Genomic DNA, 20,694 nt, shown 5'->3' with positions numbered 1-20,694 from the left:
CCTTTTCACTCGATAAAATTCCAATTCAAGAGACAAAAAATAGATCTATCACAGCGCAAATAAAAAAAGCGCCTCATAACAGGCGCTTTTTTAGCTTTAAAGATCAGCTATCCAGAAACTCGACATGACCTGTTTTAACATCATAAATTGCCCCGACAATTGCAATTTCACCTCGCTCCAGCATCTCTCTCAATACTGGACTATGGGTAATGATGTATTGAATATTGTAGTGAACATTCATCGCCGTCACCTGATTGATAAAGGCCTTACTCAAATCACGCGGCTGCATGATGTCATAGACACTGTCGACCGAATGCATCAGCGGTCCCAGTACATACTGAATATGTGGCATCTCTGGGACATCGGCAACCTGTTTATGCTGCAAACGTAATTGGCAGGCACTGGTGACAGCACCACAATCGGTATGGCCCAAAACCAGAATCACCTTGGAACCTTTGGCCTGACAGGCAAACTCAAGCGAACCTAGTACTTTTTGCCCAGCAATATTCCCAGCAATTCTTAAACTGAATAAATCGCCAATACCGACATCGAAGATCATCTCGGTCGGGGCACGCGAGTCCATACAGCCCAGTACCGCTGCAATCGGGTGCTGTCCTTCATCCGCAGTCACTCGGATCTGGCGATAAATATCCCGTTGCAGACGTTCATTTTTCACAAAACGTTCATTTCCCTCTTTGAGTAATGCGATCACTTCTTGCGGGCTTAATTTACGTTGCAGTTCTCGGGTACTGATATAAATATCCAATGCTGCTTCATCGACATCCTGATAATGTTGCTTAAATCCGATGAGCTTTAGATCAATCTGACGTTTACTGGCAGTTTCATTCTGATAGTCCTGAATCACTTGATAAATATCTGGATCAATCGAATCACACTGAGTTGCATCAATAATTAACTGCTGATGTTTATGCACATGTTCCAAGGCTGAGATCAATGCAGAACGGTTCAAAAAGGTCACTTGTGAAGGTAATTCAATACGTGTCACGATGCCATGCAAATGCTTTTCTTTATAAACCCGTACGCCTTTATTAAAATTACCATAGAGAATGAAGCCGCTACTGGTCAGCAAACCGATTACGATGCCAGTCAATAAATCTGTCAGTAAAATTGCAACCAGCGTAATAATAAAAGGTAAGAACTGTTTCCAGCCTTTCTGATATAACTGCTTAAATAATTTTGGATGAGTAAGCTTAAAACCCGTCAAAATCAAAATAGCAGCCAGCGCAGATAGCGGAATCATGTTCATCAATGGCACAAAGAACAAGACCGCCAATAACAAAAGTACCCCATGAATGATGGTAGAACATTTACTACGTGCGCCTGTATTGGCATTGACCGAGCTGCGTACAATCACCGATGTCACTGGCATTCCACCAATCAAACCCGACACAATATTGCCCGCCCCTTGTGCCCACAACTCACGATTGGGTGGAGACGATCTTTTTTGTGAATCCAGTTTATCTGCCGCTTCCAGATTCAATAATGTTTCTAATGAAGCCACGATGGCTAAAGTGACCGCACCAGTGTAAATCAATGGCTCAGCCAGATAAGTAAAGTCAGGGAAAACCAGCACCTCTTGAGGCGCCTCTAAGATATTAGGCAATTGGATCAGGTTATCGGTTTGCACCGCCCACGGCGAACCAATATGAATTAAAATAAAATTTAAACCAGCAGCCAGTACAACAGCAATCAAGGCAGATGGTAGAGCCAGTTTTTTCAATGGACTGCTATCCCAAGCTAGAATCAAAAATAGGCTCAGCAGACCTATTAAGGCAGCGCCCAGATCAAAATGCTGAACCAAGTCACTCGGTGTACTGGTCCATAACATATCCCAAGAAAAGTTGGATAAACCGAATAAATAAGGCAATTGAGTTACTATCAGAATTGCGCCAATTGCAGCCAGTAATCCCAAGATCACATTATTGGGAATAAAATTTGCAAAGAAGCCCAATTTAAAGAGCCCAAATAAAATCTGTAAAATCCCGGCAAAGACGATACACAATAAAAAAGCGGCATAATTGCCGCCTAATTGATCCAGTTGTACCAGAATGACCGCAGTCAGTCCTGCTGCCGGACCCGAAACGCTGATGTGAGAGCCACTCAGCAGCCCGACAATAATGCCGCCAACAATTCCAGCAATAATGCCTGAAATAATGGGCGCTCCAGAGGCTAAAGCAATACCTAGACATAAAGGCAAGGCCACGAGAAAAACGACAACTCCGGAGAGGAGGTCATTTAAATGGAATCTATTTTTCAGTGTTAAACTTGTCATAAGGCAACCATTTATAATAAAAAATAATTAATTTTTACTGCCTGAAAGTGTTTTTCCCTACTTTAAGGCTTGCATGATATTGTCTGACAAAGTGCGAGGTTTAAAGTTTGGTTACGTTATAACGTTGTATATTTATTTATCGATTTAAACCTATTTTTGTTGATCTTAAGATTCACCTCATCTTGGATGTAAATTTGTTTTGAAAATCTTTTTAATAGATTGGAAATAACTGAGTAAAAATAAATTTATAAGAAATAGAAAATACATGTTTGTGATCAAGCAAAATCAGATTGTCATACTTGTTTATTAATGAGGAATCACTAAAGTAGGGCTCGTATATCATAGCCTTCACATTAGACTTTTTAAAATGAAAGAGTTACTAAAGAAACTACTTAAATATGGCGCTTTAGCTGGCTTAATTCTAGCAATCATTACACCATTTTTAGGGCTGATTTTTCCTTGGAAGATAGGTGAAAAAGAATTAGCTATATATAGCGATCAAACTCCAATATTAGTAGGTTTGAGTTATAAATCTACTTCTACATTTAAAGAGACCACAAGAGAATATGTATTATTTCCTTCAGTATTAGATGACTATAAAACCATAGATATCCGACAGTTAAACAATGCTCAGCCTACGCTTACTGAACGGGAGAATGGTGCGTTCTTTTATCCATTTAGTTTAGTCATTCTGACTTTTTTTGTATGGTACGTATGGCGAAAAAAAACCTCCCAGAATTTCTGAGAGGTTTAGATTAAAGACTTAATACAACTTATTTAGAACCTTTAATCCCAGCTTGTAATAACAACGCACCTAAACCACCAATTTTTTGCTCTTGAGGTTTATCAGATTTCGGCTTGTTATGTTGTGGGCGTTTAAAGTCACCTTCTTTGCGTGGTGGACGTTGACCCTGTGGCTTACGCTCAGTACGCTCTTGCGGAGCACGTTGCGGGCGCGCTGCTTTCGCTGGTGCAGAACCTTCTGCACGCATACTCAAGTTGACACGATTACGTTCCACGTCAACCTGCATCACACGTACTTGTACGATTTGACCTGGTTTCACTACTTTATGTGGATCAGATACAAATTCATTAGCAAGTTCAGAGATATGGACTAAACCATCTTGGTGTACACCCACATCAACGAAAGCACCGAAGTTGGTCACATTGGTTACCACACCTTCAAGCTGCATGCCTTCAGTCAGTTGAGCAACCTCAGTAATGTCTTCACGGAACTTCGCAGTACGGAACTCTGGACGTGGGTCACGGCCTGGTTTTTCCAATTCAGCTAAAACGTCCTGAATAGTCGGTAAACCAAATTTGTCATCAACAAACTCATCTGCCTTCACTTGGCGAATGATTTCAGTGTTGCCAATAATGTCTTTTACCGTAGTTGCTTTTGCCGCAACAATTTTTTCCACCAAGCCATAACTTTCAGGGTGAACAGCAGATGCATCCAATGGCTCTGAACCATTTTGAACACGTAAGAAACCTGCTGATTGTTCAAAAGTACGTTCGCCTAAACGTGGTACTTTTTTCAATGCCTGACGGTTATCAAAACGACCGTTTTCTTTACGGTATTCCACGATTTGCTGTGCAATCGATTTATTCAGACCTGCAATATAAGCAAGAATTGCAGGAGAAGCTGTATTCACATCTACACCAACAGCGTTCACACAGTCTTCAACCACTGCATCCAGTGTTTTTGCCAAACCAGTCTGATTCACGTCATGTTGATATTGACCTACACCAATTGATTTTGGATCAATTTTAACAAGTTCAGCCAATGGATCTTGCAAACGGCGTGCAATTGAAACTGCACCACGAATCGACACATCAAGTTCTGGAAGCTCTTGTGAAGCCAGCTCACTTGCAGAATAAACTGATGCACCCGCTTCACTTACGGTAATACGCGTCAATTTCAAATCTGCATTGGCCGCCATCATTTCTGCAACCAAAGCTTCGGTTTCACGACTTGCAGTTCCGTTGCCAATTGCAATAAGTTCCACGTGGAACTCTCGGCATAAACGAGCAAGTTCTGCAAGCGAACCTTCTTTATCTTCTTTTGGTGCAAATGGGTAAATAGTGCTATGCGCCAGTACATCCCCTGCATCACTCACGACAGCAAGTTTCACGCCCGTACGGATACCAGGATCCACACCTAAAGTCGTGCGGCTGCCTGCAGGTGCAGAAAGCAATAAATGACGTAAGTTTTCAGCAAAGACATCCATCGCTTCAGCTTCAGCAGCTAAACGCTTATCTGTTAATAATGAATGTTCAATTTGCGGACGGATTTTACCCAACCAGAATAATTTAGCGGTTTGCTTTAAATAATCCTGACGGCTTTGTGGTTGAAGCTGCTCAAGATTATATTCTGTCTCGATACGTGCCAATGGTGCATCATCTTCACCATCCACTTTCAAGCCCAGTACATTTTCCTGACGGCCACGTAACATCGCCAATAAACGATGTGAAGGCACTTTATTGAGATTTTCAGAAAATTCAAAATAATCACGGAATTTCTTGCCCACTTCTTTTTTCTCATCAGAAGCGACTGCACTTTTCAATACTGCAGTTTTAGCAAAAGTTTGTTTTAATTCAGTGGTTAAGGCAATATTTTGTGCCCAGTCATCAATCAGGATATGCTGGATTGCATCGAGCTGACTTTCAGTATCTGGATAGTCTTCATGACTAAAACCAGCCAAAGCTTCAGCAGGATCAATTTGATCTGCAAGAATTTTTTCAGCAATTGGCCCTAAACCAGCTTCTTTTGCTTTAAATGATTTGCTGGTGCGTTTTGGACGATAAGGTGCATAAATTTCTTCTAATGCATTTTTCGTTTCAGCCGCATTTACACGTGCTAATAAATCATCGCTTAATTTATCTTGTTCTTGTAAAGATTGAATTACCTTCTCACGACGCTCGTATAAATCACGTAAATAAGTTAAACGTGTATCGAGTTGACGTAATTGCGTATCGTCTAAGCCTTGCGTGACTTCTTTACGGTAACGTGCAATAAAAGGAACGCTAGCACCTTCATCAATTAAACGAATAGCAGCTTCTACTTGGTTTGGACGTACGGCAAGTTCATTTGCCAACTGCTGAACTAAGTCAGTCATCGTGATTGATTCCACAAGGGTTAAGTCTAAAAGCAATGATTATAAAGTTCATGGCTATAAAATCCACCATTGTTTTTTTGAATATTGTGTTTTCGCTGCGTATAAATTTTAAACATAGCGCTTTATTTCGTCATTATGCACAGGGTTTTTAACAAAATCAGCCCCCTTATCTTTTATGCAAACTTTTATGCAAATCGCTGAATGTTTCCAAAACAAGCTGTTTTTTCTGCCTAAATATTGAAAAATAGGTTGATTGTCATGATTTTGCCTGTATATATTTGGTATCTATCTCTTGATTTTATTGGCAATATTTGTTGCTTTATAACATAGCCAAAACTGTGCAATGAATCGTATACTCGAAGGTCTATAGATATTTCACACTCGCATTGCATAAAGACGATGACAATAAACGATAAAGGAGCACAATCATGAGTTTAGTTGTACCTGCTGAATCGACGGAAACCGTACACCATGAGACAGACCGGGTCGAACGCATTTTAGTGGTTGATGACGATGTGCGCTTGCGTACGCTTTTACAACGTTTCCTCGAAGATAAAGGTTTCGTCGTAAAAACTGCTCATGATGCGACACAGATGGATCGTTTACTACAACGTGAACTATTCTCTCTAATCGTGCTTGATTTTATGCTCCCTGTAGAAGATGGTTTAAGTATTTGTCGTCGCTTACGTCAGTCTAATATTGACACGCCAATTATCATGCTCACCGCACGCGGTAGCGATTCTGACCGTATTGCGGGCCTTGAAGCGGGTGCAGACGATTACCTGCCAAAACCGTTTAACCCAAATGAGTTACTTGCCCGTATCCGTGCGGTACTACGTCGCCAAGTGCGTGAAGTACCTGGTGCACCAAGTCAGCAAGTTGAAGTGGTCAGCTTTGGCCCTTGGTCACTCGACCTGTCTACACGTACCTTGACCCGTGAAGGTCAGGTAGTGACGTTGACTACAGGTGAGTTTGCGGTATTGAAAGCTCTCGTTCAGCACCCTCGTGAGCCGTTAACACGCGACAAATTGATGAATCTAGCGCGTGGCCGTGAATGGGGTGCAATGGAGCGTTCAATCGATGTCCAAGTTTCGCGTTTACGTCGTTTAATTGAAGATAACCCTGCCCGCGCACGTTACATCCAGACCGTTTGGGGTGTGGGTTACGTTTTTGTTCCAGATGGCGCAGAGTAAGTTCAGGAAATTAAACATTGAAACTTGAACCAATTGATCCACAAGAATTTACCGAGTTCGCGGCTTATTCCGAAAGGCCCCGAACCAAATGGGAACGTTTTTTAGATAAAATTAAACCGCGTTCTGCTGCCATGCGCACCACCATTCTGGTCTTGTTCATGGTGTTTTTTAGCCTGTTTATGTCCTTGTGGTTCTTTTGGCGAACGCTTTATCTTCCTGAATTACAGCAACATGCCCGCTATCTTGCGATTGAGCTGGAACTGGTCAACAATCCAGATATCCGTATTTTGCATCGTGATAGCGAAGTGGATGTCGATACATGGTTAAAAAATCGTATCGGCATTGAATATGTAACTGATCCTAAAGAATTTCCCAAAGTTGAAGATAAATTCCTAGCCGAACTGTTTACCAACCAGATTGAAGAAAAACTGGCGAAAGAGCTGGGCGTTAAAGACGTTACTGTTTATTTTAAATTTAAACCCATTCCACGGATCTGGATTCAAACTCCAGAAATGGATGGTAACTGGGTCAGAGAACCTCTCAAAACCTATACCAACTATAGTGTTGAGCTGATTGCAGGCTGGCTATTTGGTGTCCCGATTGTATCCTCTATCATTATTTTAATTCTGGTTCGCCAAATGAATCGACCTTTACGTCGATTGCAAAATACCGCGAATAATTATAGTAAAACAGGGAAAGCCCCCTACCTCGATACCAATCATGGCCCGCTCGAAATCCGTCAGGTCAATCAGGCCTTTAACCATATGGTGTATACACTGGAGCAAACCGAGCGTGATCGTCAAATTATGCTGGCAGGTATTTCGCATGATTTACGTACACCGCTGACCCGTATTCGCTTAACCGCTGAAATGCTACCTGATGAGTTTTTCCGTGAAGGTCTGATCTACGACGTGGATGATATGGACGCGATTCTGAATCAGTTCATTTCCTATATGCGTGATGGTTCCGATGAAGAACTCACAGAGACCAATCTGAATAGCCTGTTGCAAGAACTGGTGGTGCAATTCAAACCACTAGATATTCGTTTTGAAGTACAAGAACTGCCGATCATTGCTGCCCGTAGTTTGTCGCTGAAACGCCTCATTGCCAATCTAATCAATAATGCCAAGCGTTATGGTGCAGAACCGATTGAACTGTCTGCCAGTCATGTCGATGATCATATCCTGATTACCGTCGCCGATCATGGTGAAGGTATTCCACCTGATCAGGTCGAAGAACTGATGCAGCCTTTTGTACGCGGTAATTCTGCACGCACCATTCAAGGTAGCGGACTTGGACTGGCAATTGTGAAACGTATTGTCGACATCCATCAAGGCCAGATCAATATTCGTAATCGTGAACAAGGTGGCTTGGAAGTGGTGATTTCGCTCCCTATTCCAACGGCTGCACCAGCAACCGAATCACCGAATAATGCCATTGATAAGATCAAGCAGACTCTTACAGGACATTTCTAAACCAAAATGCTGAATCAATCGCATAAATTATGTTGATTTAGACTAAAGTCGCCTATTTAATCACCATAAAATCGGCGACTTTCTATCCATTCGATACACTTGTTACAACTTGATTTATTCAACTCACCTTTATCTTTTTTCTTCTAAATTCAATCAGCTATCTCGTATCTAAAAATCAGGCTGAAACATAAGTGCATAAAGCGTATGCAGCTGTATTAGACCTTAGCCTTATTTCAATTCACTTTTCATGTTTTAGCGCTAAAATCCATACCCAATGAAAAGCAAAATTGAGAATGGATGATGTCTTTAAGTCGTATTCGCCTTGCAGCTCTACACGACAAAGTGATGAGTGCAGAACAGGCTGCCAGCTTTATTAAAAATGATATGACGGTAGGTATGAGCGGTTTTACCCGTGCAGGTGAGGCAAAAGCTGTTCCTCAGGCATTGGTTGAACAAGCCAAGAAAAGTCCGTTAAAAATCACGTTAATTACTGGTGCAAGCCTCGGCAATGACTTAGACAAGCAATTGACGGAAGCAGGTGTACTTGCTCGTCGTATGCCATTTCAGGTCGACAATACTTTACGTCGTGCCATCAACAACGGCGAAGTGATGTTTATTGACCAGCATTTATCTGAAACCGTTGAGCAAATGCGTAACCAGCAATTGAAACGCCCAGATGTTGCGGTGATTGAAGCGGTTGCGATTACCGAAGAAGGTCATATTGTTCCAACCACTTCTGTAGGGAACTCTGCGAGCTTTGCGATTTTCGCAGAAAAAGTGATTGTTGAAATCAACACTTCTCTTAGCGAAAACTTCGAAGGTCTGCACGATATTTATATCCCGACTTACCGTCCAACACGTACCCCACTGCCATTAACGAAAGTGGATGACCGTATTGGCTCAACTGCAATTCCAATCGATCCAGCGAAAATCGTCGGTATCGTATTGAATGACACCGCAGATTCTCCATCTACCGTGACCCCACCTGATGCTGAAACTCAAGGTATTGCGAATCACTTAATTAAATTCTTTGAAAAAGAAGTGGCTGAAGGCCGTTTAGCGAAGAACTTAGGTCCATTACAAGCAGGGATTGGTTCAATTGCCAATGCCGTTTTAACCGGTCTTAAAGATTCAAACTTTGAAGATCTGGTAATGTATTCCGAAGTACTACAAGACTGTACCTTTGAATTGATTGATGCAGGCAAAATGAAGTTCGCTTCAGGTAGCTCAATTACTTTATCAGCTCAATGTGGCGAACGTGTTTTTGGCAATCTTGAAAAATACAAAGACAAGCTGGTGTTACGTCCACAAGAAATTTCCAACCATCCTGAAATCGTACGTCGCTTAGGGATTATCGGGATTAACACTGCGCTTGAGTTTGATATTTACGGTAACGTGAACTCAACACATGTCTGTGGTACCAAAATGATGAATGGTATCGGCGGTTCAGGTGACTTTGCCCGTAATGCTCACCTTGCGATCTTCGTAACCAAATCCATTGCCAAAGGTGGCGATATTTCATCGATCGTGCCGATGGTCAGCCATGTCGACCATAATGAACATGATGTTGATATTCTGGTCACCGAAGTGGGTCTAGCTGATTTACGCGGCTTGGCACCACGTGAACGTGCGCGTGTGATTATCGACAACTGTGTACACCCACTTTATCAAGGTGCACTCAACGATTACTTTGACCGTGCTTGCGAACGTGGCGGCCATACGCCACATATTCTGCGTGAGGCATTGTCTTGGCATGCCAACTTTGAAGAGACAGGTCAGATGTTAGCGCCTGTAGATATTGCTAAATCAGCTTAATATCTCCTTGGTTCTTCATCAAAAAGCATGCTTCGGCATGCTTTTTTATTATCAGTCTTTTAAATACTTTGCCGCCCCACTCTCAGCAGAATAGGAAAAGTGACCTGCATCGGTTGCTGGATCAGCAGGATATCCTGTAAATCCGCTAAAGCACTGACTCGCATTTGATCTTGGTAATGTTTTATCGCAGACCAAGTATTGAGATAGTCCCACAACTGCTGTCCTGTCCAACGTAGTTCAATCTGAAACTGCGGCATTGGAATTTCCTCAAAAGGAAATGGAATCGTTTGATAATGCTCATCAATATAGCGCCGCTCTGCATCCCAGAAGCCGTGTAAGGTCTGAGAATAAAGTTGTCGTATCCGATCATTCAAAAGCGCGTCATCAAGCGCTAACAAGCCATAACCAATCACTGCAATCACACCATCTGGTTTGAGCGTGCGCTTCACTTGTGCGTAGAATTTTTCAAAGTCAAACCAGTGAATCGCCTGCGCAACGGTAATCAAGTCAAAATGATGATCTGGAAAAGTGCACTGCTCCGCAGCTTGCTGTAAATAGCTAACATTACTCAAGGCAGGCGCCTGATCGAGCTGGTTCTGGCTCAGATCAGTTGCGATCACCTGTTGAAAATACGGCGCAATCAGCCGCGTTAATTGTCCTGAACCTGCACCACAGTCCCATGCGCAGTCAAAACCTTGGAGCTGCTTAATTAAGCTATCTATGAGCGTTTGTGGATAAGTTGGTCGCGCCTGTTGATAAAGTTCACTTTGCGCCGAAAACAGATCTTTCATGCGATGTTATTCTTCAATTCTTCTACTTAACCTCAATATAGCAAAATATTGAAGCAATAAAAAAAGCCTCAAACTTTCGTTTGAGGCTTTTTGAATATGGTGGCGAGACCCAGGATCGAACTGGGGACACACGGATTTTCAATCCGTTGCTCTACCTACTGAGCTATCACGCCAATGGGGTGTATTAAGCCGTATCTCGGCCCAATAGTCAATAATTATCATGAGCTTTTGATTTGATTGCCCATTTTTCACGCAATCATTTTTTGAGATAAAAAAAATCCCTGATGGGATCAGGGATTGAAAATACAAATTTATGGTGGCGAGACCCAGGATCGAACTGGGGACACACGGATTTTCAATCCGTTGCTCTACCTACTGAGCTATCACGCCAAAGTGGGCGTATTAAACAATGTTTGTCTAAGCCCGTCAAGCAAATTTGTGGATTTTTCGTTTAAGCGCTTAATTTTGCTACAAAGCTTAATTTTAAGGTCGCTTTTTAGATTTTACCGAGATGCGACAGACAACGATGGATCGCCCCGCAACCTGGTTCAAACTGTTGCACGCCCTGCGCTTCTTCCATACGGCAAACCTCTTCAACCAGACGTTCTGCAACACCACGACCACGATTGGCTGGATGTACCACAATATATTCCAGAACACGGCTTTCACCTTGTCCTGTCGCCCAAATTGCACCTATAATTTTGGTGTTAAATTCAGCAGTGTAAACTGTGGTATATTGCTGTAGATTTTGTTCAAGTTGTTCCATTGCATCTTGCCCGTCACCAAACTCTGGGCTGGTATCGTAAAGTCGCTCTAGCTGAGTACGAATTCCTGAATCTTCCAGAGAACTGTAAGCATGTACGGTAATAGGCATTGATTAACCCTCCTGAGCAAACTATGATGCTGTCACTTTTTCGTCACAGCGAAACTATTGGTTTTTAATTCAATCATTTTTGACGTTTTTTGAGGAACGTGTCCATGACGCAACGTATCAGTGAAGTGGTAAGAAATACCAACGAAACAAAAATTCGAGTTCGTCTCAATCTCGATGGTACTGGTCAAGGCACACTCAACACTGGAGTTCCATTTTTAGACCATATGATTGATCAAATCAAGCGTCATGGTCTATTTGATATCGACATTCATTGCGATGGTGATCTGGAAATCGATGACCATCATACTGTTGAAGACTGCGGAATCACACTGGGACAAGCCTTTGCACAAGCTTTAGGTGATAAAAAAGGCTTACGTCGTTATGGGCATTTTTATGCACCTTTAGATGAAGCACTATCTCGTGTGGTCGTGGATCTATCTGGTCGCCCTGGCTTATTTATGGATATTCCATTTACCCGTGCGCGCATTGGTAGCTTTGATGTCGATTTATTCTCGGAATTTTTCCAAGGCTTTGTCAATCATGCACTGATGACACTGCATATTGATAACCTAAAAGGCAAAAATAGCCACCACCAGATTGAAAGTGTATTTAAAGCGTTGGCACGTGCATTACGTATGGCCTGTGAGGTTGATCCACGTGCCGAAAATACCATTGCTTCAACCAAAGGTAGCTTGTAATGACACGTATTGCTTTACTTGATTATGGCATGGGCAACCTGCACTCTGCGGCAAAAGCGCTAGAGCATGTCGGTGCAACAGTGGACGTGACCAACGATCCTAAACTGATTGCCAAAGCTGATAAGATTGTGTTTCCGGGTGTAGGCGCAATGCGTGACTGCATGCAAGGTATGCGTGAAGCAGGGATTGATGAGGTGGTACGTCAGGCAGCCTTCAATAAACCTGTTCTGGCAATTTGTGTAGGTATGCAAGCACTGCTACAAAGCTCGGAAGAAAATGGTGGTGTTGATGCGCTCGGCATTTTCGATGGTGTGGTTAAACATTTCCCTGAAATTCCGAATTTAAAAGTGCCACACATGGGCTGGAATCAGGTACATCAGCTTGATCCAGAGCATCCAATGTGGAACAACATTGAACAAGATGCGCGTTTCTACTTTGTGCATAGTTATTATGTTGAGCCAAAAGATGCAGCAGTCACGGCAGCAACCTGTGATTATGGCGTGAACTTCTGTACGGCGATTCATAAAGACAATTTGTTCGCAACACAATTCCACCCAGAGAAAAGTCATACCGCTGGTTTACAGCTGTTAAAAAATTTTGTGGAATGGAAAATTTAAGCTTCACACATACAGATCAAGTCCTTTGTTATGACTTGGTCTGTTATATATAAAATAATTTAAGTATTAATTTAAAAAATTTCTTTAATATTCTAATGCATAATACATTTTTTCAGTTTTACAACTCCATAAAAACACTTAAATAGGAATAACAATGAATTCATCAACTCAAAACGTGGATCATCCACTAAGCCCTAAAGGTCGTTTTGGTCGGCTTTCCTATGCAGCTTGGACATTGTTAAGTTCAATCGCCGCAGTGATTATCATTTTTGTCTTGGCATTTGGCGCTGTGCTCGTGACTGGTGACAATCTCGAACAAGGGCAAGATTATCCAATCCTCGCAATTATTCTGTTTATCATTCTTTATATCGTGTTCGTCTATTTCTCTTTTGTATTTACCATTCGTCGTCTACATGACCGGAATCAAACGGGTTGGTTGTCGTTATTAGCCCTTGTCCCCTTAGTAAATTTCATTTTCATTATTTATCTGCTCTGTGCCAAAGGAACAGAAGGGCCAAATAAATTTGGTTCTGTACGTGCAACTGCTGGCTGGGAAAAAGTCTTGGGCTGGATTTATATTGTGATTATTCCACTTGCCGTCATTTTTGCCTTAGTGGGCAGTGCAGTTCCTGCATATCAGGAGTATGTGCAAAGAAGCCAGCAAGCTCAGATTGAGCAACAGATAAATCAAGCTAAATAAATACGTCATGTTTGCTAAGCCAAGTTTCGACTTGGCTTTTTTATTTCAATAAAACCCTTTAAGCTCAGAGAAATGACTTGAGTTTTGAATGCAGATGGACACACCTCAACACGCAGTAGCGCCTTTAAGCAAAGAACAAATACGTGCCTTACCTGCCTTTGAAAACCTTGTTTCAGAAAAGATTATTGTCATTCAAACGCTTGAACAATGCTTGGCCCTGCAAGATCAACTCAGCTCCATCCAAGTCTTCGGTTTTGACAGTGAATCGAAACCGACCTTTAGAGTTGGAGAAAAATCGACAGGGCCTCATGTCATCCAGCTTGCAACTTACGATACCGTTTATCTTTTCCAAGTCAGTGCCGAAATTTTGTCATTTTTAAAACCCATTTTGGAAAATGAACAGCAACTCAAAGTCGGTTTTGGACTCAAGAATGACGCACATATTTTCCGTGGCAAAGATATCCAGCCCACCTCATTAATTGAACTTTCCAAAAGCTTTGCAAGTTTTGGTTATCGCAGCCAAGTCGGTGTACAAACCGCGATTGCCCTACTATTCCAGCGTTATTTTGCCAAGAGTAAAAAGATCAGTACCTCAAATTGGGCAGTGAAACGTCTTAGTCCTCAACAAATCAGTTATGCTGCAGCGGACGCTTATGCAGCACTGCTGGTATTTGAACAGCTTTACCAGCAACACCGATTCACACCACAATTACAACAACAAATCATGAAAATACTTGAAGGATCAACAGACAAGGCTTAGAGATTGATCAATACTTTGCTAATATAGAGCACGCTGAACATTCAGAAATGCATTGCGTTGTAGGCTAAATTGCCTTCTTTGTCGCAATCATAGAGGGACGTTCAACAAGCCCCTAATAATTTAAACTCTATGATGACGCAAGGAGCGGTGTATGCTAATCATCCCAGCAATTGACCTGAAAGATGGTAAATGTGTCCGTTTAAAACAAGGACGTATGGAAGACGATACTGTTTTCTCTGATGACCCTGTGGCAACTGCACAACATTGGGTGGATGAAGGCGCACGTCGTTTACATTTAGTCGATTTAAATGGTGCTTTTGCCGGCACGCCGATTCATAAACCTGTGGTTGAAGCGATTGTACGTGCACAGCCAGAACTACCAATCCAGATTGGTGGTGGTATCCGTTCACTTGAAACCATCGAGCATTATTTAGAAGCGGGTGTTTCTTTTGTCATTATCGGAACTAAGGCAGTTAAAGAGCCTGAGTTTGTAGAAGAAGCATGTAAGCGTTTTGCAGGTCGTATTATTGTCGGTATCGATGCCATGAATGGCATGGTAGCAACTGATGGTTGGGCCAATATTACTGACGTCAAGGCGACCGATCTTGCGAAACGTTTTGCAGATGCAGGCGTATCAAGCATTGTGTATACCGATATTGCCCGTGATGGCATGATGCAAGGCGTTAACGTTGAGCAGACTGTCAATCTGGCAGACTATTCTGGCTTACCCGTGATCGCGTCTGGCGGTGTGACCAACCTTGATGATGTACGCAACTTGAAAGGCCAAAAAGGTATTTTAGGTGCGATCACAGGCCGTGCAATTTATGAAGGCACCCTAAACCTTCGTGAAGCACAATTATTGCTAGATGAAGACAACCGTCTTTAATTTTGCATAAAAAAAGAAGTTATCTGCCCAGATAACTTCTTTTGATTTAATACAGCACATTACGAATGAATTTTAATGGCTGTGTACCCCGATTGACATAACAATAACGAATCGAACTTTCAAATAGAATAGAGTCGCCTGCCTGAACAACTCGTGTTTCCTGTTCAAATTCCAGACTTAACTCACCTTCGAGCACATAAATGAGTTCTCGCCAGCCCTTTTGATCCGCTTCCGCATGATAAATCTCACCAACAGCCAATGACCACGTCCACAACTCAACTTGTGTATACGCTGGAACTGAGGCTAACAGTGTGGCATGACTGGTCGGATGCTCTCCTTGCCAAGCCAAGGTATTTACGATTTCGGATTCACCCAGTTCAGGTGCACTGACGATACGCTTGAAATCAATTCCCAGTACTGCCGCAATTGCATCCAGTTTCGCCAGACTAATATTGACCTGACCTGTTTCCAGAGCCGCAATGGTACGGCGACTGACCCCTGCCCGATCTGCCAGTTCCTGTTGGCTTAAATGGCCCTGATCCCGAAAATGGCGGATATTTTTTCCTACATGGGTCAGGACAGTATCGGATGGATTCATAAATCACAATGATAAAAATAAAACTTGCGCAATATATTGCACACATCGACCAACTAATGCAATATGTGCATTATATTGCACTTTTCTTAGGATCGTTGTTTTGGCCTCCTTATCCCAGTCTCCTAAAGCCGCACAATTTGCCCTGATTTTTATTACCATGATTTGGGGTGGTACTTTTTTAGCCGTGCAATACGCACTGAACTTTAGTACCCCGATGTTTTTTGTGGGCTGCCGTTTTGCAGTCGCCGCTTTGGCTATTTTCCTGATCTCAATAAAGTCGATGCGAGGCTTAACCTTTAAGGAAATACTGGCGGGTGCAGCCATCGGTCTGATGATTGCAATTGGTTATGGTACGCAAACCATTGGTTTACAAACCATCTTAAGTAGTGAGTCGGCATTTTTAACGGCGCTATATGTGCCTTTGGTTCCCATCCTGATGTGGGCCATTTTTCAGAAACGACCTTCACTCATGACGTGGGTCGGAACAGCCTTGGCATTTACAGGTTTGGTATTTTTAACAGGCAATGGTTTTTCCAGCATTGATTTAAATTATGGACAAATGTTGACGCTGTCCTGTGCCTTCGTGATTGCACTCGAGATTATCCTGATTGGTTATTTTGCAGGAAAGGTCAATCTGAGACGAGTCACTGTTGTGCAACTGATGGTCGCGTCTCTCTTGTCCTTTGCCAGTATGCCATTGGTCGGTGAACATAGCATTCCACCCTTTTCTTGGGGGCTGGTCATCATTGCTGTCGCATTGGGACTCGCCAGCGCTTTAATCCAGTTTGTCATGAACTGGGCACAACGCATGGTTGATCCTGCACGCGCTGCCATTATTTATGCAGGCGAACCCGTCTGGGCAGGTGTGATCGGACGCATTGCAGGAGAACGCTTACCTTTGCTCGCGTTATTCGGTGGTTTACTGGTGGTATTGGGTGTTTTGGTCAGCGAATTAAAATTTAAGTTCTTTGAAAAGAAAAAAGAGAGCTAACTCGCTCTCTTTCAATTAATTCTATGGTTCTTTCTTTTTCAGCAGCATGCATGGCTGGTAATACTCGACCGTAGGCATCGGATCATACAATGGATGTAATAGCGCTTTCCACTCCTGATAGGCTGCCGACTTCCTGAATCCTTCAGTATGATGCTCGATACTGTCCCAAAAGATCATTAAAATATAACGACCATCGCCTGCGGTATGCTTAATCAGTTGAACTGCATTTAGCCCATCCATCGGATAAATAATCGATTTGGCCTGATGAAAAGCCGCTTCAAACGCGTCGCTCTGTTCAGCTTTAATATTCAAATAAACATGTTCAATAATCATAGGCCAACCTCAGTCATACATCGGTTTATTGTCATATAAACAAAATAAGCCATGAAGGCTCCGATACACCGCCCACGCCCATGCTGCAAATAAAAATGCCAATCCAATAAAAAATACCGAAGATGCATGATCATCAGAAAATGGAATACCGAGTTCCTGATGAAATAGTGCTAGTGCAAATACAGCTAGGGTTAATAGATTCCACAGGCAACACCACCAAAAGGTACGGATTTGCCAAGTAAAATGGCTCTCGAGTAGCGTTCCTTTAACCTCTTTACGTTTGATATAATTCAGTATTAAAGCAATGATGGCGAGTAAGCCGCCCGTGAAGCTTGAAATAAGATAAAAGATATATAAAACATAGGTCAGACCGCGATATGCCTTTTGATCAACAACATGATCCATTAAAACCCTCTTTTAAATTTTTCTTCGTTTTTCAATTCAATCAAAGTGATAAAAATATAATTTACAACTTAATCATTTTTATAAAAAAGAAGGCTGATTAAAACCAACTAATCAACCTTCGGATGCTTATAACTTACTGGTACATCGGTTTATTGTCATTTAAGGCAATCAAACCACGAATCGCACGATAGACAATCCATACCCATGCGCCAAAAATGACTGCAAAAGCAAATGTTGTTGCAGAAATAGCCACACCCGTAAAGGCAGTACCATTATCTCCGGTTAAAAACAGGAACGAGAACGGAATAAAGGCAATAATATTCCAAGCCAAATACCACCAGAAGGTACGAATTTGCCAAGTAAAGTGGCTTTCAAAAATCGAACCTTGTACATCACTACGTTTTACATAGTTAATAATCAAGGCAATAATCGCCAATAAACCACCAGAAAAAATCGCAATGATATAAAGCACATACAGCACCAAAGTCAAAGTACGATTTGGATCTTGATCAACGGAATAATTCATTTTTTATTTATCTCCAGCGTCAAACTCCCTCAATTAGTAAAACACATTGAGCGGAGAAATTAACCAACATATCAACAATATATGGAAGACTATGGTACAGAAATAAATCTTACGAAACGGTTGTTTTTGTGTTTTATGTCTCAGTTTTTGCTGAGCAAGCCAACCTGCGCACCATCCACCCAAAGAGTCCACAATATGCAAGGTCTGTTCGGGAATACGGCGGTTGCCCAATTGGGCTGCCTCTTTGTCTTGTGCATAAAGCCAATAACTCAAGACGTTCATCAAACTAACAAATAACAAGGTATATGGCGGCAACAATTTGCTAAAGCTTGCGACCACCATAAAGACGATATAAATCACAATCGCAATCTGCATCGCTGACCAAGGTTTAGAGGCTGTCGGCTTTACAGGTTTGGCTTTATGCTCAAACACTTGCGAGGCTTTTAAATACACCGCCTGCTGAGCGCGATAACGACCGCGCTCATCCAGAATCACCACATATTCCAACGCACAACCAATAAGCGGACGCGGCCCCGTGCGAGCAAAGTCTTTAATATGAATAAAAACACGTTGTTTTTGTGGGTCATTGGGCTGAATAAAGCCATAGCCTTTATCATCAAACCATTCAACTAATCGACCTTGATCTCGCATGATACTTTCCTAAGCTGTGATTCGTTGTAGACGGTCTTGCAACATCATGCGCATTTCCAGCGGATTTTTTTGCAAAATATCATCGCCCGTACGTCCATGCTCGGCATTTTTCTGGGCAACCTGCAAACGCATACTCCAGAAACGACAAGCCGCCATCGCCAAGAAAATGTTTAAACAAGCCAACTCATCCTCAGTCAGGGTACGAATGGTCTGATAAGCATTCAAAAAGGCATCTGCCTTGGCTTGATCAAGATGGGCTTGCGGATAAGCGGTACAGAAGTCATTGATACTAATCGCAATATCAAATAACCATTCATCCTGATTCAATTCATAAAAATCAAGGATGCCTTGCAACTGGTCGCCTTCAAATAAAGTATTGTCTCTGAATAAATCTGAATGAATAAAACCAATAGGGCGATCTGGATGCTGTTGCGTGATCTGTGCAAACTGCTGAAAAACCTGTGCCAATAAAGCCTGATCTTCCGCATTCATTTGTGGTTTAAGCTGTGCTGCGACCTCTGACCAGTATTGATGATTACGATTAAAATCCCGTTCTAAAGGAAAGCCCTGCAAGGCCAAATGCAATTTTGCCTGCGCCTGTGCAATCGCCTGAATTTGCGCAATACTGGCATCTTCAGGATGTTCGCCCATCAAGCGCGGTGCGATTTGTGCAGGCTTATCGGCAATGCTATGAATTGCCTGACCACTATGCTTTAACGGCACTGCTACTGGCACACCCGCTTGCCCCAAACAATCCAGTACAGGCACCAGTTCGCCTGCCCCTTCAGCATCTAACTCTTCAAAAACCGTCAAAACATATTGTTTCTGTGATTGATCCACCAAAAAGTAATTGGTGTTTTGAATACCGCCTTGGATTGGAATCAGGTCAATCACTGCTAAACCATAAGGTTCGGCAAAGGCTTGAACTTCTTCTAAACTCAACGGGGTATAAACCGACATGGAAAACCTGCAAAAAATAGCTGTGAAGTTTGATAGAATACCTGTTCCCTCCATGAAGGTGTAGCACCCCTTTCTTTATTGGCGATTTTTTGGAAAATTTTATGCTCGCAAAACGTATTATCCCTTGCTTAGATGTTGATAATGGTCGAGTCGTCAAAGGCGTTCAATTCCTTGATATTCGTGACGCAGGTGACCCTGTTGAAGTTGCTCGTCGTTACAACGAACAAGGCGCCGATGAAATTACCTTTTTAGATATTACTGCTACCCATCATGGACGCGACACCACATACCGTACAGTTGAACGAATGGCAGAAAGCGTTTTCGTTCCTTTAACTGTGGGTGGTGGTGTCCGTAAAGTTGAAGATATCCGTTTATTGCTCAATGCAGGTGCCGATAAAGTCAGTATTAACTCGGCAGCAGTATTTACTCCTGAGTTTGTACAGGAAGCATCGCAACGCTTTGGCGCACAATGTATCGTGGTTGCGATTGATGCCAAAAAAACTGGCGAAAATAAATGGGAAATTTTCACTCACGGTGGTCGTAAACCGACAGGCATCGATGCGATTGAATGGGCAGTAAAAATGGCAGACTTCGGTGCAGGCGAATTACTGATTACCAGTATGGATGCCGATGGAACCAAAGCAGGTTATGACATTGCGTTAATGCGCCAGATCAATGATCGTGTCAATATTCCAACCATCGCCTCAGGCGGCGTAGGGAATTTACAACATTTGGCTGACGGCATCTTAAAAGGCGGTGCGGACGCGGTACTTGCTGCCTCTATTTTCCACTTTGGTCAACATACCATTCCAGAAGCCAAACAGTTCCTTGCAGCACAAGGCATTGAGATGCGTCTCTGATTCATAATTGATAGAAAAATGAACCTCTCACTTGAGAGGTTTTTTATTGAGAACATTTTTACAGACAAAAAAATACCTTGCTGAGCAAGGCAAGAAACTGCGTTATACAACGCTAGAAGGTAACAGAAACATATCCATTTTGAGCAAAA

Annotated in this window: 21 protein-coding genes and 2 tRNA genes; 11 read left to right on the top strand and 12 right to left on the bottom strand. The window is 42.4% G+C overall.

Going from position 1 to position 20,694, the window contains the following annotated elements:
- Positions 1-103: 103 nt before the first annotated feature.
- On the bottom strand, positions 104-2,293 hold the full coding sequence (locus AWW72_RS02165) for a SulP family inorganic anion transporter (protein WP_062846296.1): 2,190 nt from the start codon (positions 2,291-2,293) through the stop codon (positions 104-106).
- Between the two features lie 367 nt (positions 2,294-2,660).
- Here AWW72_RS02165 and AWW72_RS02160 point away from each other — a divergent pair, with 367 nt between their 5' ends.
- Complete coding sequence (locus tag AWW72_RS02160) at positions 2,661-3,038, top strand: hypothetical protein (protein WP_062846295.1); 378 nt, start codon at positions 2,661-2,663, stop codon at positions 3,036-3,038.
- A gap of 28 nt (positions 3,039-3,066) precedes the next feature.
- Here the strand turns inward: AWW72_RS02160 and AWW72_RS02155 are convergent, their stop codons facing one another.
- Positions 3,067-5,412 (bottom strand): Tex family protein, encoded by a 2,346-nt coding sequence (locus AWW72_RS02155; protein ID WP_005260062.1) that lies wholly within the window; start codon positions 5,410-5,412, stop codon positions 3,067-3,069.
- Between the two features lie 428 nt (positions 5,413-5,840).
- On the opposite strand from AWW72_RS02155, the gene ompR reads away from it, so the two are divergent.
- From ompR to scpC, 3 genes are all read left to right on the top strand, one after another.
- On the top strand, positions 5,841-6,605 hold the full coding sequence (gene ompR / locus AWW72_RS02150) for an osmolarity response regulator transcription factor OmpR (protein WP_004657337.1): 765 nt from the start codon (positions 5,841-5,843) through the stop codon (positions 6,603-6,605).
- Positions 6,606-6,622: 17 nt separating this feature from the next.
- Positions 6,623-8,080: an ATP-binding protein gene (locus tag AWW72_RS02145; RefSeq protein WP_062846294.1), complete on the top strand. Its 1,458-nt coding sequence runs from the start codon at positions 6,623-6,625 to the stop codon at positions 8,078-8,080.
- A 300-nt stretch (positions 8,081-8,380) separates the two neighbouring features.
- Entirely contained in the window at positions 8,381-9,895 is a 1,515-nt protein-coding gene (gene scpC / locus AWW72_RS02140; protein WP_062846293.1) for a succinyl-CoA:acetate CoA-transferase ScpC, read from the top strand.
- A gap of 59 nt (positions 9,896-9,954) precedes the next feature.
- Here scpC and AWW72_RS02135 read toward each other — a convergent pair whose 3' ends face one another.
- The 4 genes from AWW72_RS02135 to AWW72_RS02120 form a co-directional block, all read right to left on the bottom strand.
- The gene (locus tag AWW72_RS02135) at positions 9,955-10,686 is read right to left on the bottom strand and encodes a class I SAM-dependent methyltransferase (protein WP_062846292.1); all 732 of its coding nucleotides are present in this window, start codon (positions 10,684-10,686) and stop codon (positions 9,955-9,957) included.
- Between the two features lie 97 nt (positions 10,687-10,783).
- Positions 10,784-10,859: transfer RNA gene (locus tag AWW72_RS02130), tRNA-Phe, on the bottom strand.
- A 141-nt stretch (positions 10,860-11,000) separates the two neighbouring features.
- Positions 11,001-11,076 (bottom strand) — tRNA-Phe (locus AWW72_RS02125).
- 106 nt (positions 11,077-11,182) lie between these two features.
- Positions 11,183-11,560, bottom strand: coding sequence for a GNAT family N-acetyltransferase (locus AWW72_RS02120; RefSeq protein WP_004776129.1), 378 nt, complete (start codon positions 11,558-11,560; stop codon positions 11,183-11,185).
- Between the two features lie 104 nt (positions 11,561-11,664).
- Between AWW72_RS02120 and hisB the strand changes: the two genes are divergently transcribed.
- From hisB to hisA, 5 genes are all read left to right on the top strand, one after another.
- Entirely contained in the window at positions 11,665-12,258 is a 594-nt protein-coding gene (gene hisB / locus AWW72_RS02115) for an imidazoleglycerol-phosphate dehydratase HisB (RefSeq protein WP_004776131.1), read from the top strand.
- On the top strand, positions 12,258-12,875 hold the full coding sequence (hisH, locus tag AWW72_RS02110) for an imidazole glycerol phosphate synthase subunit HisH (protein WP_004776132.1): 618 nt from the start codon (positions 12,258-12,260) through the stop codon (positions 12,873-12,875). Before hisB ends, hisH begins: the two co-directional genes overlap by 1 nt.
- A 154-nt stretch (positions 12,876-13,029) precedes the next feature.
- Positions 13,030-13,575: a DUF805 domain-containing protein gene (locus AWW72_RS02105; protein ID WP_004776134.1), complete on the top strand. Its 546-nt coding sequence runs from the start codon at positions 13,030-13,032 to the stop codon at positions 13,573-13,575.
- Positions 13,576-13,663: 88 nt separating this feature from the next.
- Entirely contained in the window at positions 13,664-14,335 is a 672-nt protein-coding gene (locus AWW72_RS02100; RefSeq protein WP_062846291.1) for a 3'-5' exonuclease, read from the top strand.
- A gap of 151 nt (positions 14,336-14,486) precedes the next feature.
- Complete coding sequence (hisA, locus tag AWW72_RS02095) at positions 14,487-15,221, top strand: 1-(5-phosphoribosyl)-5-[(5-phosphoribosylamino)methylideneamino]imidazole-4-carboxamide isomerase (protein WP_004776138.1); 735 nt, start codon at positions 14,487-14,489, stop codon at positions 15,219-15,221.
- Positions 15,222-15,267: 46 nt separating this feature from the next.
- Here the strand turns inward: hisA and AWW72_RS02090 are convergent, their stop codons facing one another.
- The gene (locus tag AWW72_RS02090) at positions 15,268-15,819 is read right to left on the bottom strand and encodes a helix-turn-helix domain-containing protein (protein ID WP_062846290.1); all 552 of its coding nucleotides are present in this window, start codon (positions 15,817-15,819) and stop codon (positions 15,268-15,270) included.
- A gap of 157 nt (positions 15,820-15,976) precedes the next feature.
- On the opposite strand from AWW72_RS02090, the gene AWW72_RS02085 reads away from it, so the two are divergent.
- The gene (locus AWW72_RS02085; protein ID WP_411800814.1) at positions 15,977-16,810 is read left to right on the top strand and encodes a DMT family transporter; all 834 of its coding nucleotides are present in this window, start codon (positions 15,977-15,979) and stop codon (positions 16,808-16,810) included.
- A gap of 21 nt (positions 16,811-16,831) precedes the next feature.
- Here AWW72_RS02085 and AWW72_RS02080 read toward each other — a convergent pair whose 3' ends face one another.
- The 5 genes from AWW72_RS02080 to AWW72_RS02060 all read right to left on the bottom strand — a co-directional run bounded on the left by AWW72_RS02080 (position 16,832) and on the right by AWW72_RS02060 (position 19,685).
- Entirely contained in the window at positions 16,832-17,143 is a 312-nt protein-coding gene (locus tag AWW72_RS02080; protein ID WP_062846289.1) for an antibiotic biosynthesis monooxygenase family protein, read from the bottom strand.
- Positions 17,144-17,152: 9 nt separating this feature from the next.
- Complete coding sequence (locus AWW72_RS02075) at positions 17,153-17,548, bottom strand: DUF4870 family protein (RefSeq protein ID WP_062846288.1); 396 nt, start codon at positions 17,546-17,548, stop codon at positions 17,153-17,155.
- 133 nt (positions 17,549-17,681) lie between these two features.
- Entirely contained in the window at positions 17,682-18,074 is a 393-nt protein-coding gene (locus AWW72_RS02070; RefSeq protein WP_062846287.1) for a DUF4870 family protein, read from the bottom strand.
- Positions 18,075-18,107: 33 nt separating this feature from the next.
- The gene (locus AWW72_RS02065) at positions 18,108-18,725 is read right to left on the bottom strand and encodes a DUF1294 domain-containing protein (RefSeq protein ID WP_062846286.1); all 618 of its coding nucleotides are present in this window, start codon (positions 18,723-18,725) and stop codon (positions 18,108-18,110) included.
- 9 nt (positions 18,726-18,734) lie between these two features.
- Positions 18,735-19,685 (bottom strand): homoserine kinase, encoded by a 951-nt coding sequence (locus tag AWW72_RS02060; protein WP_062846285.1) that lies wholly within the window; start codon positions 19,683-19,685, stop codon positions 18,735-18,737.
- Between the two features lie 101 nt (positions 19,686-19,786).
- On the opposite strand from AWW72_RS02060, the gene hisF reads away from it, so the two are divergent.
- The gene (gene hisF, locus AWW72_RS02055) at positions 19,787-20,545 is read left to right on the top strand and encodes an imidazole glycerol phosphate synthase subunit HisF (protein WP_004776152.1); all 759 of its coding nucleotides are present in this window, start codon (positions 19,787-19,789) and stop codon (positions 20,543-20,545) included.
- Positions 20,546-20,694: the final 149 nt, after the last annotated feature.

The organism is Acinetobacter sp. NRRL B-65365, assembly GCF_001605865.1.
GTDB lineage: Bacteria > Pseudomonadota > Gammaproteobacteria > Pseudomonadales > Moraxellaceae > Acinetobacter > Acinetobacter vivianii.
Note: the sequence above shows the minus strand (reverse complement) of the source record. Positions and strands in the feature narration are given on the sequence as shown.

What these genes read in the sequence shown, in the direction of transcription:
- AWW72_RS02165 (WP_062846296.1), bottom strand. Translation starts at nt 2,293, where the DNA reads ATGACAAGTTTAACACTGAAAAATAGATTCCATTTAAATGACCTCCTC.
- ompR (WP_004657337.1), top strand. Translation starts at nt 5,841, where the DNA reads ATGAGTTTAGTTGTACCTGCTGAATCGACGGAAACCGTACACCATGAG.
- AWW72_RS02090 (WP_062846290.1), bottom strand. Translation starts at nt 15,819, where the DNA reads ATGAATCCATCCGATACTGTCCTGACCCATGTAGGAAAAAATATCCGC.
- scpC (WP_062846293.1), top strand. Translation starts at nt 8,381, where the DNA reads ATGTCTTTAAGTCGTATTCGCCTTGCAGCTCTACACGACAAAGTGATG.
- hisB (WP_004776131.1), top strand. Translation starts at nt 11,665, where the DNA reads ATGACGCAACGTATCAGTGAAGTGGTAAGAAATACCAACGAAACAAAA.
- hisF (WP_004776152.1), top strand. Translation starts at nt 19,787, where the DNA reads ATGCTCGCAAAACGTATTATCCCTTGCTTAGATGTTGATAATGGTCGA.
- AWW72_RS02135 (WP_062846292.1), bottom strand. Translation starts at nt 10,686, where the DNA reads ATGAAAGATCTGTTTTCGGCGCAAAGTGAACTTTATCAACAGGCGCGA.
- AWW72_RS02065 (WP_062846286.1), bottom strand. Translation starts at nt 18,725, where the DNA reads ATGCGAGATCAAGGTCGATTAGTTGAATGGTTTGATGATAAAGGCTAT.
- AWW72_RS02155 (WP_005260062.1), bottom strand. Translation starts at nt 5,412, where the DNA reads ATGACTGACTTAGTTCAGCAGTTGGCAAATGAACTTGCCGTACGTCCA.
- AWW72_RS02070 (WP_062846287.1), bottom strand. Translation starts at nt 18,074, where the DNA reads ATGAATTATTCCGTTGATCAAGATCCAAATCGTACTTTGACTTTGGTG.
- AWW72_RS02100 (WP_062846291.1), top strand. Translation starts at nt 13,664, where the DNA reads ATGCAGATGGACACACCTCAACACGCAGTAGCGCCTTTAAGCAAAGAA.
- AWW72_RS02080 (WP_062846289.1), bottom strand. Translation starts at nt 17,143, where the DNA reads ATGATTATTGAACATGTTTATTTGAATATTAAAGCTGAACAGAGCGAC.
- AWW72_RS02075 (WP_062846288.1), bottom strand. Translation starts at nt 17,548, where the DNA reads ATGGATCATGTTGTTGATCAAAAGGCATATCGCGGTCTGACCTATGTT.
- AWW72_RS02120 (WP_004776129.1), bottom strand. Translation starts at nt 11,560, where the DNA reads ATGCCTATTACCGTACATGCTTACAGTTCTCTGGAAGATTCAGGAATT.
- hisA (WP_004776138.1), top strand. Translation starts at nt 14,487, where the DNA reads ATGCTAATCATCCCAGCAATTGACCTGAAAGATGGTAAATGTGTCCGT.
- AWW72_RS02060 (WP_062846285.1), bottom strand. Translation starts at nt 19,685, where the DNA reads ATGTCGGTTTATACCCCGTTGAGTTTAGAAGAAGTTCAAGCCTTTGCC.
- AWW72_RS02160 (WP_062846295.1), top strand. Translation starts at nt 2,661, where the DNA reads ATGAAAGAGTTACTAAAGAAACTACTTAAATATGGCGCTTTAGCTGGC.
- hisH (WP_004776132.1), top strand. Translation starts at nt 12,258, where the DNA reads ATGACACGTATTGCTTTACTTGATTATGGCATGGGCAACCTGCACTCT.
- AWW72_RS02085 (WP_411800814.1), top strand. Translation starts at nt 15,977, where the DNA reads ATGATTTGGGGTGGTACTTTTTTAGCCGTGCAATACGCACTGAACTTT.
- AWW72_RS02105 (WP_004776134.1), top strand. Translation starts at nt 13,030, where the DNA reads ATGAATTCATCAACTCAAAACGTGGATCATCCACTAAGCCCTAAAGGT.